Raw genomic sequence first — 16,366 nt, 5'->3', positions numbered from 1 at the left:
TTCCATGATTGCAAATCTTTAATTTTGAATTCTGAAATTCTTGAATATCCTCACCTCTATAACTAAAATTCTCATGAAAACTGTTTTAATTGTCGAAGACGATCTAATTAATGCTCGTGTTTTTTCCAAAATTTTGTCCAAGCGTGGTGGCTTGGGTGTAAAACACACTGAAAATGTGGAAGAAGTCATCAAAATTGCCCAATCAGGAGAAGCCGACCTGATTTTAATGGATGTTTCTCTCTCCAGAAGTGTTTACCAAGGCAAGTCTGTTGATGGAATTAAGATTACACAAATGTTAAAATCCGATCCAAAAACAGCAAACTTACCTGTGATTCTGGTGACAGCCCATGCTATGGAAGGCGATCGCGAGAACTTTCTCAAGCAAAGCGGTGCTGATGGCTACATTTCTAAGCCAGTTGTTGACCATCAACAGTTCGTTGACCAAATCATCGCACTTCTACCCACAGACTAACACTGAAAATTAACGACTTATTTTCAGGAATACTTGCCCGCAAATGTTTTTAGGCAACTAATTCCTGTATTTATCTAGTATAGATGTACTACGAGAAGGTACTATTAGGCAAGTGGCAATAGGACAGTTAGGAGTTATGAGTGAGGAGTTGAAATATTTAACTTTTAACTCCTAACTTTTAACTTCTAACTCCTAACTCCTAACTTAGACTTTTATTGAGTCGGCTGTTTTCTAGGCGTAGGCGCTGATGATGAGTTTTCTCGTTGCTGTATGGCTGCTTGAATACGTGGTAATTCTAGGAATTTTTTCGTATCAGACAGTAGACGATCGCCCCAAAGATTTTCTTTGAGGAAATTTAAATTAGCATAGCGCGAATCGATACGGAGTGCAGTTTCTCCCAAGGTTAGTCCTTGTTGGCGATCGCCTTTAGTATAGAGTGCCACTGCCAAGGCCAATAAAGGTTCTGCCGCTTGTTTTTCAAGGGTTACAGCAGATTGCCATCGCTTAATTGCTTCAGGGATATTACCCTGTTCGTAGTTGATTAAGCCAATGTTGTTGAGTGCGGGCCAGAACTTTTTATCTTGGGAGACGGCTTTATCATACTGTGCGATCGCATCTGGCAATTTACCCAGCAAATAATAAGCATTACCCAAATCAAATAATCCCTCTGGATCGTTGGGTTTTAACTTCAAACCATCTTGATAATTGACAACAGCAGCCTGGTAATTTTTCTGCTGAAAATTTGCTGAACCCAAAGCAAACAAAATATCACCATTTTTGGGGTTAAGAGATTGCGCTTTTTTCAGACTAGCGATCGCGCCATCAAACTCTTTGGATTGCAACTGCAATCCACCCAACAGCAACCACACTTTATCATTCCCAGGAGCCAGTTGACTAGCCAGCCGCGCTCGTGGCAAAGCTAAGTCAACCTGTTGAAACTGAGCTAGTTGAGCCGCCTCTTGTGCCAAGCTCAACCCCTGCTTTTCTAACTTTGTCGCATCTAGTTGCAATGTATGGGGTATTAATGCCTGCGCGTTAGCGGCTTTTGGCATACTCCATAAACTACAGACCATTAAAAGAGAAATCAAACGAATATGTTTAGGCACACTACCGCCTTTAAGCCACTAATCAAAGAATCTTTCAGCTAGCTTAAACGATCTGCGCTGTTGGCGGTAGCAAAATCTTATAAAGAAAGGCAGGAGGCAGGAGCAGGAAGCAGGGGGAGCAGGGGAGCAGGGAGATGAGGGAGTGAGCGAGTGAGCGAGTGAGGGAGTTAGGGGACAAGGGGACAAGGAGATAAACAAAACTCCTAACTCTTAACTCCTAACTCCTAACTCCTAACTCCTAACTCCTAACTCAGCACTCAGCACTCCTAACGCCCAATGCCCCATGCCCCCCCATACCCATTAAACAATTGATGACTTTGGTCATACATCAGTCTGGAATTACTAGTGACTTTGGTCATACATCAGTTTGGATGTTTTGAATGATAATTATTATGTATGAATTTATACGATGAGGTAAATATTAAACACTTTGATATCAAAAAAAAGCAACTGTCTAAAATTGCTTAATCCATACATCAGCAGAATAGAACTTTAATGTAAATAAGGAGTTGATTTCATGTTGAAACCAAACCGTATATCGATTGTATTAGCTGCTGCTGCCCTGATTCTTGTTCCCACTCTCTTGACTGCCCCTGCAAGTGCCCAGACGAAAGTCTACGTTGGTGGCGATCGCGATCGAGATTGGGATCGCGACGGCAGATCCAATTCTAGAGCCAGAGATAATTGGAACCGCGACGGCAGATCCAATTCTAGAGAAGTCAGAAACTCTAGAGACAGGGATAATTGGAACCGCGATCGCAGAACATATCCTGTAGAAGTCAGAAATCCTAGAGATCGGGATAATTGGAATCGTGACAACCAATTTAATAGCAGAGTAGTCAGACTTGGTAATGGTGATATCAGATATCCCAATGGGCAAATTATTCCTGCTAGATCCGTAGTCAGACTGCGCGATCGAGGTTATTTCAGACTTCCTAACGGGGATATTCTGCTTCCCAATCAAGAAATTGTTCCTGCTGGGAGATTAGTGAGAGTGCATGATGATTACTTCAGACTTCCTAGTGGATTAGTACTGCAAATAAACCTTTAAAACACTAAAAACTCAAAATCATTGTCAGTATTAGGCTACCAGGCTATAGTTTTAGCCGTGAATAACTAGCTCGGTAGCCGTTCTTTATAGACAAAATGGATATGAAAATTGATACACAAAATACCGTAGATTCCCCAGTTTTGGTTCCAGAGGTAAAGAAAAAAAAGAGCAGACGTAATTGGCTCTCTTGGCTAATAGCTCTTTGCCTTTTGGGTGGAATTGGCTATGCCGTTTATTACCAAGTAACGGTTGCTCCTCGTCAAGAAGCCAGACGCAGAGTGCTGACAAGGCCTGTAGAAAGGCAGAGTTTAACAATTACAGTTTCAGCGAACGGAACGGTGAAACCTGAGCGGTCAATCAACCTCAGCCCGAAAAATTCTGGCATCTTGAAAACACTGCTGGTGAAGGAAGGAGATATCGTCAAACAAGGACAGATTGTCGCTTACATGGATGATTCCAACCTCCGGGGGCAACTTACCTCCGCTCAAGGGCAATTGGCACAAGCCGAGGCGAATTTGCAAAAAGCGATCGCAGGTAATCGTCCTCAAGATATTGCCCAATCACAAGGAGCATTAGACGAAGCCGAAGCGAATTTGCAAAAAGCGATCGCAGGTAATCGTTCTCAAGATGTTGCCCAAGCACAGGCACGCTTGCAAAGCGCTCAAGCCGCCCTTCGCCAAGCAGAAGATGATTTTGCTCGCAATCAGCAACTTTACAATGCAGGTGGTATTTCCCTTCAGACTCTCAACCAAAACCGTTCTAATCGTGACAGCGCCCAAGCGAATGTAAATGAAGCACAGCAAGCACTGGCTCTGCAAAAAGCCGGGTCACGTCCAGAAGATATCGAGCAAGCACGAGCTGTGGTGAAGCAGAGACAGCAAGCTTTGGCACTCCTGAAAGCCGGAACGCGCCAAGAAGATATTAATGCCGCTCGTGCCCAAGTAACATCAGCTCGTGGTTCGCTGCAAAACATCCAAGCTGAAATCAACGACACGATCATTCGCGCACCCTTTGATGGTGTGGTGACAAAGAAGTTTGCCGATCCAGGCGCTTTCGTGACACCGACAACTGCTAGTAGTGAAGTAGCTTCTTCTTCTTCTTCTTCAATCTTGTCTTTAGCTTCCACAAATGAAGTTGTCGCCAATTTAGCGGAAACAAATATTTCCAAAATCAGCCTTGGTCAAAAAGTCTCGATTAAAGCAGATGCCTACCCAGGAAAAACCTTTGAAGGTAAAGTCAGCCAAATTGCTGCCCAAGCAATAGTAGAGCAAAACGTCACCAGTTTTGAAGTAAGAGTATCACTTTTAGACCCTCAAAGACTATTGCGGTCTGGGATGAATGCAGAAGTGGATTTTCAAGTCGGTCAAGTTCAAAATGTTTTAGTAGTGCCAACAGCCTCGGTGGTTCGTCAAGAAAATGCCACAGGGGTGTTTGTGCAAGGAAAAAATAACAGACCTGTGTTCACTCGCATTGAGACTGGCGTCACCGCGAATAACTTTACCGAAGTTAAGTCTGGATTGACAGGAGACGAAAGAGTATTACTCAGTTTCCCACCAGGATCGCGTCCGCAATCAACACCAAGAGGAGGAGTTTTCCCTGGTTTAGGTGGAGGCGGAGGAGCCGGCGGAGGCGGAGGAAGAGGAGCAGGTGGCGGCGGAGGTCGTTCCGGCGGCAGTTCTGGCGGTGGTGGTCGTTCTCAAGGCAGTGGTTCCCCTTAAAGTTAGTTTTAAATAAAACATTATGTTTAAGATATTTAAGGGCTTTTACAAAGCGAAGAATACCCGCACAGTACCATTGCTGGAAATCTTGACAATGGCGGCGGAAACTCTGTGGAGTAACAAATTACGCACAGGTCTAACTATGTTAGGCGTGATTATTGGGATTTCTTCAGTTATTGCCATTACTTCTGTCGGTCAGGGAGTACAAAAAGGAGTTGAGCAGCAGATCCAAGCATTGGGTACAGATGTCATCCAAATCTTGGCGGGTGCGGCAAGAAGCGGAAATGTCCGTCAAGGAGTAGGTTCTAGCAGTACCTTGACCTGGGAAGATGCGAAAGCGATCGCTACACAAGCGCCATCAGCACAGCTGGTTTCTGCTTATCTCCAACGGACTGCCCAAGTTGTCTATGCAGGACAGAACACCTCAACAACCATTTATGGCACTGATTTGAACTACCCAGAAGTCAGAAATACTCACCCCCAACAAGGGAGATATTTTACTCAGGAAGAACTAGATACTGCTGCACAGCTTGCCATTCTTGGCCCCACAGTTCAAAAAACACTCTTTGCACAAGGTGTAAATCCGATCGGTGAGAGAATTCGGATTCAGGGAGAGGCTTATGAAGTAATTGGGGTGATGGAACCTAAAGGCGCTCAGGGGCCAATGGATCGAGATGACCAGATTTTTATTCCTCTAACTAGTATGTCGAAGAGACTAGTTGGAAATAATGCCCTGGTAGGCGTTTCTGTAAGTGGAATTTTAGTCAAAGGCGCGAATCAGGAGCAGTTAGAAGCCGCTCAGTTTCAAGTCACCAATCTTTTACGATTGCGTCATAACATTTATCCGCCACAAGCTGATGATTTTCGGCTGACTAATCAAGCTGATATTGTTAGTACCTTTACTAGTATTGTGGGTTTATTTACAGTCATGGTGGTAGCGATCGCTGGAATTTCTCTGGTTGTTGGTGGCATTGGTATTGCTAACATTATGCTAGTTTCTGTGGTCGAGCGGACGCGGGAAATCGGGATTCGTAAAGCCGTAGGAGCCACTAATTCTGCCATTCTCAATCAATTTTTAGCGGAAGCGATCGTCATTTCCATTGTCGGCGGAGGTATTGGGATGGTGACTGGCGTTTTATTAGCCTTTGTGGCTGCAAACGTTTTCAAATTCCCGTTTGTAATTTCTTTCTTATCAATCGTTGCTGGCTTTGTACTCTCGTTAACCGTTGGCTTAATCGCTGGGGTAATTCCAGCACGGAACGCATCTAAATTAGATCCGATCAACGCTTTAAGAAGCGACTAAATAATTCGTAATTCGTAATTCTTATGCCAACAATGATTTGGATGGAATCTATTACTAAAACATACCACTTGGGAGAAGTTAGTGTTCCCATACTCAAGGGAATTCAACTTTCTATTGAGGAAGGGGAATATGTCTCAATCATGGGTGCGTCAGGTTCGGGTAAATCCACGCTGATGAATATTTTGGGATGTCTGGATCGTCCGACAACTGGAGACTATATTTTTGAAGGCAGAAACCTGACGACTTTTGATGATGATGAATTAGCCTATATCCGCAACCAAAGGATAGGTTTTGTTTTCCAACAATTTAACCTATTGGCGCGGGCAACAGCGTTGGAAAACGTGATGTTACCAATGGTTTACGCCAATTTACCCAAGCCAAAACGTCGGGAAAGGGCATTAGAAGCCTTAGAAAAAGTAGGACTAGGGGGACGCATCGCTAACCGTCCTAGTCAACTCTCTGGCGGACAACAGCAACGAGTAGCGATCGCTCGTGCTTTGGTTAACCGACCTGCATTAGTTTTGGCAGATGAGCCAACAGGAGCTTTAGATACTGAAACTTCCCATGAGGTGATGAATTTACTGACTGAACTTAATGACCAAGGGATCACAATTGTGATTGTCACTCATGAACCTGATATCGCTGCTCAAACCCAAAGGATTATTCGAGTTCAAGATGGTTTGATTGTCGGCTAATTTGTTAAGATTAACCTTCTAAGGAGGAATTTAAGATTTAAACATCTTAGGTCAATCAGGATGAAAACTTTTAATTATATCCTCAAAAAACCTAATTAATGACTATATCTAGATTATGAATTTCAGCTTATTCTTCGTGCATTCTGCCTGGGTTACTGTCGCGTTGGCGATTCTTCTTCCAAATGCAGTAAGTGCAGCAACTCCACTAAAAGCACAGAATTCTTCAAGCTCTGTACAAGTTCCCGATCGCCTCAACCCCAATCCCAACCCTCTGCAATTTCCAACTAAACCGGAGGAAGTAAGGATTCAGGGAACTGTGCCAATCAGTTTGGCACAAGCTTTGGAACTAGCAAAACGCAACAATCGAGACTTACAGGTAGCTATATTACAGCTAGAACGCAGTCGCTCGGCGCTACGCGAGTCTCAAGCTGCCTTATTTCCGACTTTGGGAATAAACAGTAGTGTGACTAATAGTGGTAATGGTTTTAGTAACAATTCATCTCAAGCCAGCACCTCTTTTAATGGTTCAGCCCAACTAAATTATAATCTCTATAGTTCTGGGAACACACTAGCGGCTATCCGAGCCGCAGAAGAACAGCTACGGGTAGATGAGTTAAATGTTGAAAGTCAGTCTTTGACAATTAGCTTGAATGCGACCACTCAATACTACAATTTGCAACAAGCAGATCAACTAGTAAGAATTAATCAGTCTGCTGTGATTAATGCCCAGGCTAGTTTACGGGATACTCAAGCAAGAGAACAGGCTGGAGTGGGTACGCGGTTCGATGTGCTGCAAGCTCAGGTGAATTTAGCAAACTCCCAACAACAACTGACTAATGCGATCTCACAGCAGCAAATTGCCCGTCGTCAGCTTGCTACGTTGTTAAGTTTGTCGCAGTCAGTTGATATCGCTGCCTCAGATCCCGTACAATTAGCGGGTCTTTGGTCGCAGACGGTAGAACAAAGTATTGTCCAAGCGTTTCAAAATCGTCCAGAGTTGCAACAGCAATTAGCACAACGTAATATTTCTGAGCAACAGCGACGACAGGCACTTTCACAGCTAGGGCCGCAAGTTAGTTTGGTGGGCAACTACAATCTGCTAGATCGGTATAATGATGGCGCGAGCATTACTGATGGCTATTCAGTAGGACTTCAAGGCAATCTAACTTTATTTGAAGGAGGAGCAGCAAGAGCAAGAGCGGCTCAATCGAGAGCTAATATTGCGATCGCAGAGACTCAATTTGCTAGCCAGCGCGACCAAATTCGTTTTGATGTAGAACAGTATTATGCTCAATTGCAATCCAATTTAAATAACGTGCAGACTTCTAGTGTGGCTTTAAATCAAGCCAGGGAAGCTCTGAATTTAGCAAGGTTGAGGTTCCAAGCTGGTGTGGGTACTCAAACAGAGGTAATTGATGCTGAAAATGACCTGACAAGAGCAGAAGGTAATCGAGTTGCAGCTATTTTGGATTACAATCGCGCTCTAGCTAATTTACAAAGATCGGTAACATCCAGAGCTTCGCGCTAAGATCAAATTATTAGACATCTGGTGAAATTAAATATGCGTTATCTATAACTCTTGTAGAGACATAGCACTGCTACGTCTCTACATTCTTTTTTGCAATGTCTATGAAATAAATGTATAGCTGTAGTCAGATATGCTATACCAATTCAATTAATGATTGGAACATATTCTGGGATAAAGACGCGATTTATCGCGTCTCTACAAATGGTTTATTTGTCGCATTCTTTGTTCCAATTGGTATTAGGACAGTGTTGATTGCTCAAAGCTTTAGAGCAACTGGGTTTATACTTAGTACTCAGCACTCAGCACTTAGCACTCAACACTCAGCACTCTTAAGGTACAGTAATTACTGCTACTGGGCAATGGGCTTTACTCAGAATTGTATCGACTCTATGACCGAAGAAAACGCGACCCGTAACCATGCGGATACTACTCCCTAGAAGAATTAAGTCAACTTCCTGAGTTTTGGCAAACTTGAGGATTTCCTTTTCTGGGCTGGTTCCTTGAAGAATATAGGTTTTGACATCAGCACCCAGATTGCGGGCAATTTCTGCTTGCTGTTCGAGCATATCGTGAGCAATTTCCTTGACTGGAGCTAACGATCGCTGTTCGTAAAGAATATACTCAACCTGTGGCAAATTAATTACGTTAACGATCGTAACTAATGCCCCGGTTTGAGCTGCGATCGTACTTGCCATCTCTACGGCATTTTTACTATATTCTGTCCCCACCGTTGGCACCAAAATCTTCTTGATCTGTTGTTGAGGAATTTTGCATATCTCGCCTTTCGGTTGGGGTAGATGCGACTTTACCACCATCGTTGCACAAGGTGCTTCTTGGACAACCCGATCGACGAGCAAATTAAACAATGCTTTCTGGGGGCGGATCTGTTCTGAAGCTCCCAATACAATCAAGTCATAGTTTTTGTTTGCTTCATTCAAAATTACCTCCGCTTTATTACGCCCCGACTCCGTTTTTGTTTGCAGGGTGGTATCAGCAGGTAGCTGCATTTCCTCAGTAACAGCAGTCAGAGCAAGGTCTGCGGCGGTATCTTTAACTTGGGTTGCCTCCATCCGCCGTGCTTTGCTTTGAGGTTGCTTATCACTCAGAGCATATAGAGATGTAACTTCTATCGAGTTTTGGTGAGCCATGTAACCAACTAGTTGTGCCGCCAGTTGGATGTTGGGGCCACCACTAGTAGGTATTAGGACACGCTGAATCTGCTTGATAAAGCTGCGGCTATCCTGTTCTTCTTGTTCCAAACGTCGAGCTTCCTCTTCACCCATAACCACCTTCGACAAACACCAGCGCAGCAGGGGTGGAGCCATTAGGGAAGTGACGATCGCTACCATGACAATAATCGAGTACATCTGGGGATTTAGCACTCCCAAAGATAAACCAATGGTGGCAACGACAATTTCCATCGCCCCGCGAGCATTCATCCCGGAACCCATCGCCAAACCTTCCCAATGACTCAAGCCGCCCGCACGAGAACCAAGGTAAGCACCTGTAAATTTGCCAACACAGGCGACAGCGAGAACAATCAAGCCAAATATCAATGTTTGAGGGACTAACAGAGCGAGTAAATTAACTTTCAAGCCTGCTGAAGCAAAGAAAATTGGCGCTAGAAAGCTTGCTGTAAAAACTTCTAACATGTGCCCAGCTTCATTGCTAAAGCGGCGGGATTGACCTGCTAGAATCCCCAGCACGAAAGCACCTAATGCTGCTTCTAGACCTAATGCGTGGGTAAGTGCTGCTGCCGAGAGCGAAAGAATTAGCACAACCGACATACTCGCGGCGATTCCACCAACATAGTCATCAACCCACCGTAATATCTGGTCTACGATGGTACGCCCAATTGTAAAGGCGATCGCTAGAAACAATATCGCCGCGCTCACAGAATGGAAAATTGTCCCAAAGTCAAATTTGCCGCTACTAGCTAAACCTGAAACCACAGAAAGTAAAATCCAGCCGATGGTGTCGTCAGTCATCCCAGCAGCTAAGGTAACTTGACCAATGTCACGGCGAATCAGGTTTAAGTCCATCAACACTTTCGCAATCACTGGGACTGCCGAAATACTCATTGCTGTGGCGATAAATAGACTAAATACCAATCGCTTTTCTGGGTCGGCTAAAAAACTATCTGGCAATAGCCAGCCCAGTCCAAATCCAGTGATAAACGGGATAATAATTCCGCCCAGTGAAATCAAAAGAGCCGTTTTACCCTTACGAAGAATCAGCTTGAGATCCGTCTCCAACCCAGTCACAATCAGCAAAAATAACACGCCTAACCAAGAAATCACCGAAAGTAAATTAGACTGTTCTTGACTTTTGGGAAAGATGTGCGCCTGTAAATCTGGAAGAAGCAAACCAAATAAAGAAGGACCAAGCAGCACACCCGCCAGTAATTCTCCAACAACAGGCGGTAGGTTAATTCGGCGCATCAACTCACCTAATCCCCGCGCTACCAAAAGCAATAGTGACAGTTGCACTAGCACCAACAGCAGCTCGTGATGACCGAGAGGTTTAATTAAACCGTCACCTGCTGCTTTCTGGGCAGCGAGTACAGGCACTAACATTAGGGACAGGTTTTGCATAACGTCGAAAGGGTGGATTACAAATTTTTAAAGGGGCTGTTCAAGTAAATCGTGAAAATGTTTACTTCCACATCGGTCTAGGAGATTAAACTGTGATTGTGATTATTAACGGCAAGATTATCATGTGCGATCGCCCGAAGCTGTCAGTTCAGGAACAAAGCTCATCAACTTATTTTCGAGCGCGAACAAAGAACTTTGTAGTGTCTATCCAAAGACCTCGATCGGTTGCTAATTTCTCAATTTCTGCTTTGTACTCAACTTGCAATTGATTTAATTGTTCTGGTGATAATTTTGACAACAGAGGATTGCTTTTAAAATTTATATTAATTACTGTCATCGATAATCTGTTATCACTAAGAGAGTGATAACGTCCTGATGGTTCAATCTTAATTTCGATATCTCTAAAACCTGCCCGCTCAAGCAATTTACGACATTTTTCTGGAGTTCCCAGTGGTTCAAGAATATGTGGTAGTGATACACCCAAAACTCTAGCGCAGACCCTCTGCTGAAGAGATGCCATAATAGCAGTTTCGGGAGGACAGGTAAATGCCACATACCCTCCTGTTTTTAAGAAGCGATACCACTTTTGCAAAGTAGCAAGAATATCGGGAAAAAGTACAATTGCCTCACAGCAAAATACAGCATCAAAACTACTATCGCTAAAGTTTAAATATTCTGCATCCGCCTCAATCAACTCGATATTTTGTAATTTTGCTGCTGCAATTTTAAGTCTTGCTTGATGCAACATTCCAGGGGTCATGTCAATCCCAATCACATTGCCCTCTGAACCAACTTTTTGGGCTGCGGGTATTGCAACTAAACCCGTTCCGGTCGCCACATCAAGGATTTTCTGTCCCGAATGTAGTGGAACAAATTCAAGTAAAATTTTGGCTTCTAAAGGATGGCGAGTACCTTCCTCATGGTCATAAGTCGTTCTACTACCATAAAATTCTTTTAATTGCTGCTTATAGCTATCCCGATCGGTCATAACCAAATGCCAAATTTTCTCCACTTTATAGTAACTTTTCTTGTGATGTTGAGTTGCTCACTGCTGAACCCAACCCTGACAGTACAAGCTGCGTCTTCATCTACCACTGTTTACGAACAGCGTTTTATCCACAGTCCAGATGGTATCGGCAAATACTATATGGGGCGCGAAATTGCCCAAGTTATGGGATACACTGGCGCTGGCTGGCTAGAACGTTCCAGCCGGGAGCGAGAAGAACAGCCAAGTAAGGTAGTCAGCCTCCTCAATCTCAAACCTAATGATGTGGTGGCGGATATTGGCGCTGGTACAGGTTACTTAAGCTTTCGCATCGCGCCGTTATTAACAACAGGTAAGGTGTTAGCTGTAGATGTTCAGCCAGAAATGTTGGAAATCATTGAGTTGTTCAAAAAAGAGAAAAATATCACCAATGTTGAGCCAATTTTAGCCACTCTTAGTAACCCCAACTTACCATCTGAAAGTATCGATTTAGCCTTGATGGTGGATGCTTATCATGAACTTGAGTATCCTCAAGAAGTGATGCAAGGAATTGTGAAAGCGCTGAAACCTGGTGGCCGAGTAGTGCTGGTTGAGTATCGGGGTGAAAATCCTTTTATTATGATTAAACGTCTGCACAAAATGACTCAAAAACAAGTCCGCAAAGAAATGCAAGCTGTTGGTTTGGTTTGGCGGGAAACTAAAAATTTGTTACCTCAACAGCATTTAATGGTGTTTGAGAAACCCAACACTAATTCGTAATTCGTAATTCGTAATTCGTAATTCGTAATTAAAATGTCAAGTCATAATAAAGTAAAACTTCTTGCTATCTAGGAAAATCATGGTTAACCTCAAATATTTGTGCAGCAGTTGTCTAGTCATAATTCAGGAGTCATAATTCAGGAATCAGAATAGTTAAAAAATCAGAGAAATATTTGATGACTATTTTGGTATCAGTCTATTTTTTGGGGAATGAGACTAGCGCTTTTGGTGACACTATCCCAAACAATCCAGTTAAAAGAATTATCTAAATCATCGGGGCTGTTTGAAACTTTGAAATATAGCTTTTCTTCACGTTTTCTTTCAATGGCAAAGTCGGCATTTTGAGCATAAGCGACTATAAAACCTTTGTCTCGCAAACAATACATCGCCCAGGCTTTCAATGATTGCTTGTATGGTTCGTGGGGTATTGGTGGTTTTGTGATTGTGTCTTCAATGACTTTAAATAGTTGCGTGAGTTTCGCGGTCATAGTAGATACTTTTGTTATTACCCTTAAGTTAACTAGCTTCTGGATCGCAACGAATTTCAATCATAAAGCCATCTGGATCGTAAAAATATACTCCTCTACCAGTAGGACGAGTGACTGGGCCATGTGCGATCGCTATTTTATTTTCCCCGATTACTGTCACCGCGCGATCGAATAACTGCGGATCGATGTCAAAGGCGAGATGGTAAGCTCTAGTGAAGGTCTTTTCTGGATTGGGATCTGGTGGTGATAATTCTGGTTCCCCAAATAAATCTAGAATTGTACCATCGGGAGTGATGAAGTTGGCTACTTTCCCAGATGCGACTAGTTCCACCAGAGTTGCGGGTACTTCGTCGCCTGTGAGTTCGTGCAAACCCAGGATTGTGCCATAAAAATAGCGCGAGGCTTGCATATCTTTGACGTTGAGGGCAATGTGATGTACTCTACGCAGACTTCCTGGCGCAATCACACTGTTCAGAGATGGGGTGCTAGATAGCATAATCAACAAAATCTCAATATTTAGATAGAAGTTGAACTTTTTTTTAAAGTTTACTATTGCTAATAAAAATTTATCATGGCTTTTGATTATTCTTTAGACTTTAAAAATATTGATTTTCGCCAACATCCTGAACTCTATCGTGTTGGGAAGGGTGAGCAGGGTGTACTTTTAGTAGAACCATACAAATCAGAAATTCTTCCTTACTGGCGGTTCAAAACTCCTGAGATTGCTAGAGAGTCGAGTGAGAAAATTTACGAGCTTTTTCTTGATTATTTAGAGAAAGATGATTTTGTCGGCGCAGATATGGCACGGAAATTTATCCAAATGGGCTATACTCGCTCTCGCCGTTATGCTAATCATAAAAGCGGCAGGAAGTATAAACAGAATTCGGAAGATTCAGGTTCCAAAAAAGAGATTCTTCCTTATGAAGTAGACCCAGTTAAAGCGGAATCAGCAGCAATATTTAAAGCTAAGTGGGTAGAAGCAAAGACAAATGAGAAATATCAAGAGCTTTTAGCCAAACATAAACAGATGTATGAAGTAGATTAGTAACTTTCGTAGGGTGCGTTACCTTGCTAACGCACCCTCCAAGATATTTTTGGTACGTTAGCAACAGCTAACGCACCTTACCAAACAGCTAATGAGTCTTTTATACTCGTGAACGAGTCTTTTATACTCGTGAATGAGTATTTTATGCTCGCTGACGAGTCTTTTATGCTCGTGAATGAGTATTTTATACTCACCGACGAGTCTTTGATACTCGCTGACGAGTCTTTTATACTCGTGAATGAGTATTTTATACTCGCTGACGAGTCTTTTATACTCGTGAACGAGTCTTTGATACTCGTGAACGAATCTAGAGGACTGATTTCAGAAACTTTTTACATTGTCGGTGATTAATTAAGAGTAACGCGATCGCATTTCCCCACTCAGCAATCCAACAATAATCATAGTTGCCTTAGCGATCGCATCAGGTAGAGTAATATTGAAGGACTGCATAAGCTGGTTAGATTGTGAGCGAGTAATTTAAGATTAACGCGATCGCATCCTTTCTCTGGGCAATAATTGTTTATCGCCATACCTGAATCAGCATTAAATCGAAATGATAGTCATACGTCCACACGGGTAACTTCATTTCCTCTGACAAAATAGCAGTGACAGCATCGCAGAGGGTAATCCGTTGATCTGGAAAATTTGCAGCTTTTTCCACTGCTGCTGTATATTGCTCCTCTGAAGGATTAACGAAATTAACTGCTTCTCCACACTCTCTAGCAAAGCTAATCGCTTGTTCAGCTCCAAGACGATATAGCAAAAGATTATATGTTTCCAGGTAAACAGGAAAGGGAACTAGGATTATTAAATTTTCTGTATTGATCCGTTTTAGTTCAGCTTGTGAACGCTCATGATATTGGTCGTCTACATCTACAGCAGCGTACAAAGGCCCAGTGTCAGCAAATACGGCTCTCAAGGTGTGTTTGCTGGTAATGACTGTAAAAATGCTTGTTCAGCTAGAATTTTATCGTGATTTACCGATGCATCTTTAAATCCGCTTCCCTTTGGTGCAGGAGTAAGAGATAGACCTTGCTTTCGTGAAACCAAATAGCCGCGTTGGCAAAGGAAATCTTCTAAAGCAATTTCTGCAACGACATTCGCGGGTATGGAAACTTCCTGATCTTTGATATAGGCATTGAGAGCATTAGCGATCGCATCTGGCAGAGTAATATTGAAGGACTGCATAAGCTGGTTATCATTGTGAGCGATTAATTTAAGATTAACGCGATCGCATTTCCCCACTCAGCAATCCAACAATAATCATAGTTGCCTAAGCGATCGCATCTGGCAGTCTGATAGTAACCACATCACCTGCTTGAATCGTTGCTAAAGCTTCTTGAACTTTAGGCATCAGAGGTTTGAGAACTTCTAAACGATTGCTGGGAGATGCGAGAACGATTATAGCTAAGTTGATATTATTCAAATTTTGTTGAGCTGTTAAGTTTTGATCAATGGTGATGAATACATCAAACTCTGTCTTCGCTAGTCGCAGTAGCTCACCATTCTTTTTACTTGCCCATCCTTGCTCTGGTACAGTCACAACCTCATGACCTGTGATTTCTCGCTTTAATTTCTTAGGCAGGCATTCATCAAGCAGCACTTTCATAAGAAGATAATACCTTTTTCAGGGCTAGCTTGAGAAACGCAGTTGCCTGTACGCGGCTCACCGTGGGAAAATCTTCTAGAAAATCATCAAGGCGATCGCCTGCTTCCAAATAATCAATCAATGTTTGTACTGGTACACGAGTTCCATAGAAAACGGGTGTACCAGAAAGGATGTCGGGAGAAGTTTGTATTAGTTGAGATTCCATATCGCATATAGCAGAGTAATATTGAACGACTGCATAAGCTGGTTAGATTGTGAGCGATTAATTTAAGATTAACGCGATCGCATTTCCCCTTATTCCTCCACCTCAAATTGACTACAGTCAAACAACCACCCATCGCCGACAATCTCCTCTAGGCGTTGATTGAGTCGTGGGAGGAAATATTCTCGATCGTTGAGCTGTTGCTGGACATACCAATTATCAAATGCTTCCTGCGTCTCAATTCCTTGGGCATTTGCCGCACCTAATATAATTTTGAAACTATCCTCCTGAAGTTTTTCTAACTGGGGATGACCTTCACCTCGGTAGCTGCAAAAGAACATTGCCGTTGCTCCTAACACAGCTTCTAGTTCATCTCTTTGAGGCACTTTATTATATAAAAAACTGATTAACTGAATGGTTTGTCCTAAAGGTGCTTGAATTCTCAGCGTCAACCAGATTGCTTGAGCTAGGTAAACCAAACCGTTACTTTCATCCCTTAAACCTAAATTACTCAGAACTGTTACCAAATCACTGTATGCACTTATTTGTGCAAGTGTGAAAACAACTTGCTCATAGAGTGCGATCGCTCTAGGTATGTCCCCTTGTTGGGCGAATACCAATGCCATGTTGTTGAGAGTTGCGGCTTTACCTTTGACATCGCCAATCTGCTCAATTATTTCCAAGGATTGCTCCCAAAGTGCGATCGCTCTTGCGATGTCCCCTTGGTCGGCGAATACCAGTGCCATGTTGTTGAGGGTTGCGGCTTTACCTTTGACATCGCCAATCTGCTCAATTATTTCCAAGGATTGCT

At 42.9% G+C, this 16,366-nt stretch carries 19 protein-coding genes; 9 read left to right on the top strand and 10 right to left on the bottom strand.

Translation table 11 applies throughout. The annotated features are described in order from the left end of the window. Positions 1-73 precede the first annotated feature (73 nt). Complete coding sequence (locus tag RMY64_RS26335; RefSeq protein ID WP_069073372.1) at positions 74-472, top strand: response regulator; 399 nt, start codon at positions 74-76, stop codon at positions 470-472. A 212-nt stretch (positions 473-684) separates the two neighbouring features. On the opposite strand, the gene RMY64_RS26330 is transcribed toward RMY64_RS26335, so the two are convergent. Further along, positions 685-1,578, bottom strand: coding sequence for a tetratricopeptide repeat protein (locus RMY64_RS26330; RefSeq protein ID WP_322669480.1), 894 nt, complete (start codon positions 1,576-1,578; stop codon positions 685-687). Positions 1,579-2,095: 517 nt separating this feature from the next. Here RMY64_RS26330 and RMY64_RS26325 point away from each other — a divergent pair. The 5 genes from RMY64_RS26325 (at position 2,096) to RMY64_RS26305 (ending at position 7,873) form a co-directional block, all read left to right on the top strand. Further along, on the top strand, positions 2,096-2,629 hold the full coding sequence (locus RMY64_RS26325; RefSeq protein ID WP_322701552.1) for a hypothetical protein: 534 nt from the start codon (positions 2,096-2,098) through the stop codon (positions 2,627-2,629). Between the two features lie 101 nt (positions 2,630-2,730). Beyond that, on the top strand, positions 2,731-4,347 hold the full coding sequence (locus RMY64_RS26320) for an efflux RND transporter periplasmic adaptor subunit (protein WP_322701551.1): 1,617 nt from the start codon (positions 2,731-2,733) through the stop codon (positions 4,345-4,347). 22 nt (positions 4,348-4,369) lie between these two features. Continuing rightward, the gene (locus tag RMY64_RS26315; RefSeq protein WP_416212160.1) at positions 4,370-5,650 is read left to right on the top strand and encodes an ABC transporter permease; all 1,281 of its coding nucleotides are present in this window, start codon (positions 4,370-4,372) and stop codon (positions 5,648-5,650) included. 23 nt (positions 5,651-5,673) lie between these two features. Next, positions 5,674-6,345, top strand: a complete 672-nt coding sequence (locus tag RMY64_RS26310; protein WP_322701550.1) for an ABC transporter ATP-binding protein — start codon at positions 5,674-5,676, stop codon at positions 6,343-6,345. A 115-nt stretch (positions 6,346-6,460) separates the two neighbouring features. Beyond that, positions 6,461-7,873, top strand: coding sequence for a TolC family protein (locus RMY64_RS26305; RefSeq protein ID WP_322701549.1), 1,413 nt, complete (start codon positions 6,461-6,463; stop codon positions 7,871-7,873). 329 nt (positions 7,874-8,202) lie between these two features. Here the strand turns inward: RMY64_RS26305 and RMY64_RS26300 are convergent, their stop codons facing one another. Next, positions 8,203-10,467: a cation:proton antiporter gene (locus tag RMY64_RS26300; RefSeq protein ID WP_322701548.1), complete on the bottom strand. Its 2,265-nt coding sequence runs from the start codon at positions 10,465-10,467 to the stop codon at positions 8,203-8,205. A 169-nt stretch (positions 10,468-10,636) separates the two neighbouring features. Continuing rightward, positions 10,637-11,455: a class I SAM-dependent methyltransferase gene (locus tag RMY64_RS26295; RefSeq protein WP_322701547.1), complete on the bottom strand. Its 819-nt coding sequence runs from the start codon at positions 11,453-11,455 to the stop codon at positions 10,637-10,639. Positions 11,456-11,500: 45 nt separating this feature from the next. On the opposite strand from RMY64_RS26295, the gene RMY64_RS26290 reads away from it, so the two are divergent. Continuing rightward, the gene (locus RMY64_RS26290; RefSeq protein WP_322669849.1) at positions 11,501-12,211 is read left to right on the top strand and encodes a class I SAM-dependent methyltransferase; all 711 of its coding nucleotides are present in this window, start codon (positions 11,501-11,503) and stop codon (positions 12,209-12,211) included. A gap of 191 nt (positions 12,212-12,402) precedes the next feature. Here the strand turns inward: RMY64_RS26290 and RMY64_RS26285 are convergent, their stop codons facing one another. Further along, the gene (locus RMY64_RS26285) at positions 12,403-12,699 is read right to left on the bottom strand and encodes a hypothetical protein (RefSeq protein ID WP_292820573.1); all 297 of its coding nucleotides are present in this window, start codon (positions 12,697-12,699) and stop codon (positions 12,403-12,405) included. A 28-nt stretch (positions 12,700-12,727) separates the two neighbouring features. Continuing rightward, complete coding sequence (locus RMY64_RS26280; RefSeq protein WP_322669486.1) at positions 12,728-13,195, bottom strand: VOC family protein; 468 nt, start codon at positions 13,193-13,195, stop codon at positions 12,728-12,730. A 75-nt stretch (positions 13,196-13,270) separates the two neighbouring features. On the opposite strand from RMY64_RS26280, the gene RMY64_RS26275 reads away from it, so the two are divergent. Together RMY64_RS26275 and RMY64_RS26270 are read left to right on the top strand one after the other, a co-directional pair. After that, positions 13,271-13,744 carry a DUF4385 domain-containing protein gene (locus tag RMY64_RS26275; protein ID WP_322669487.1) on the top strand — a complete coding sequence of 158 codons (474 nt, stop codon included), beginning with the start codon at positions 13,271-13,273 and terminating at the stop codon, positions 13,742-13,744. Positions 13,745-13,888: 144 nt separating this feature from the next. After that, a complete protein-coding gene (locus tag RMY64_RS26270) occupies positions 13,889-14,095 on the top strand; it encodes a hypothetical protein (protein ID WP_322701546.1) in 207 nt (68 codons plus the stop codon). Positions 14,096-14,264: 169 nt separating this feature from the next. On the opposite strand, the gene RMY64_RS26265 is transcribed toward RMY64_RS26270, so the two are convergent. The 5 genes from RMY64_RS26265 to RMY64_RS26245 all read right to left on the bottom strand — a co-directional run. Then, positions 14,265-14,663, bottom strand: a complete 399-nt coding sequence (locus RMY64_RS26265; RefSeq protein WP_322669488.1) for a type II toxin-antitoxin system VapC family toxin — start codon at positions 14,661-14,663, stop codon at positions 14,265-14,267. Next, entirely contained in the window at positions 14,660-14,932 is a 273-nt protein-coding gene (locus RMY64_RS26260; protein ID WP_322669489.1) for a hypothetical protein, read from the bottom strand. The genes RMY64_RS26265 and RMY64_RS26260 overlap by 4 nt, the downstream gene beginning before the upstream one ends. A gap of 85 nt (positions 14,933-15,017) precedes the next feature. Next, positions 15,018-15,353 (bottom strand): DUF5615 family PIN-like protein, encoded by a 336-nt coding sequence (locus RMY64_RS26255; protein ID WP_322669490.1) that lies wholly within the window; start codon positions 15,351-15,353, stop codon positions 15,018-15,020. Next, positions 15,337-15,558 (bottom strand): DUF433 domain-containing protein, encoded by a 222-nt coding sequence (locus RMY64_RS26250; protein WP_322669491.1) that lies wholly within the window; start codon positions 15,556-15,558, stop codon positions 15,337-15,339. Before RMY64_RS26250 ends, RMY64_RS26255 begins: the two co-directional genes overlap by 17 nt. 89 nt (positions 15,559-15,647) lie before the next feature. Beyond that, a partial coding sequence (locus RMY64_RS26245) for a tetratricopeptide repeat protein (protein ID WP_322701545.1) occupies positions 15,648-16,366 on the bottom strand: 719 nt, incomplete at its 5' end.

It is taken from the genome of Nostoc sp. DedQUE08 (genome assembly GCF_034530895.1).
In the GTDB taxonomy this organism is placed as follows: Bacteria; Cyanobacteriota; Cyanobacteriia; order Cyanobacteriales; family Nostocaceae; genus Nostoc.
The sequence above is the reverse complement of the archived record's forward strand: the minus strand, read 5'-3'. Positions and strand labels throughout refer to the sequence as shown.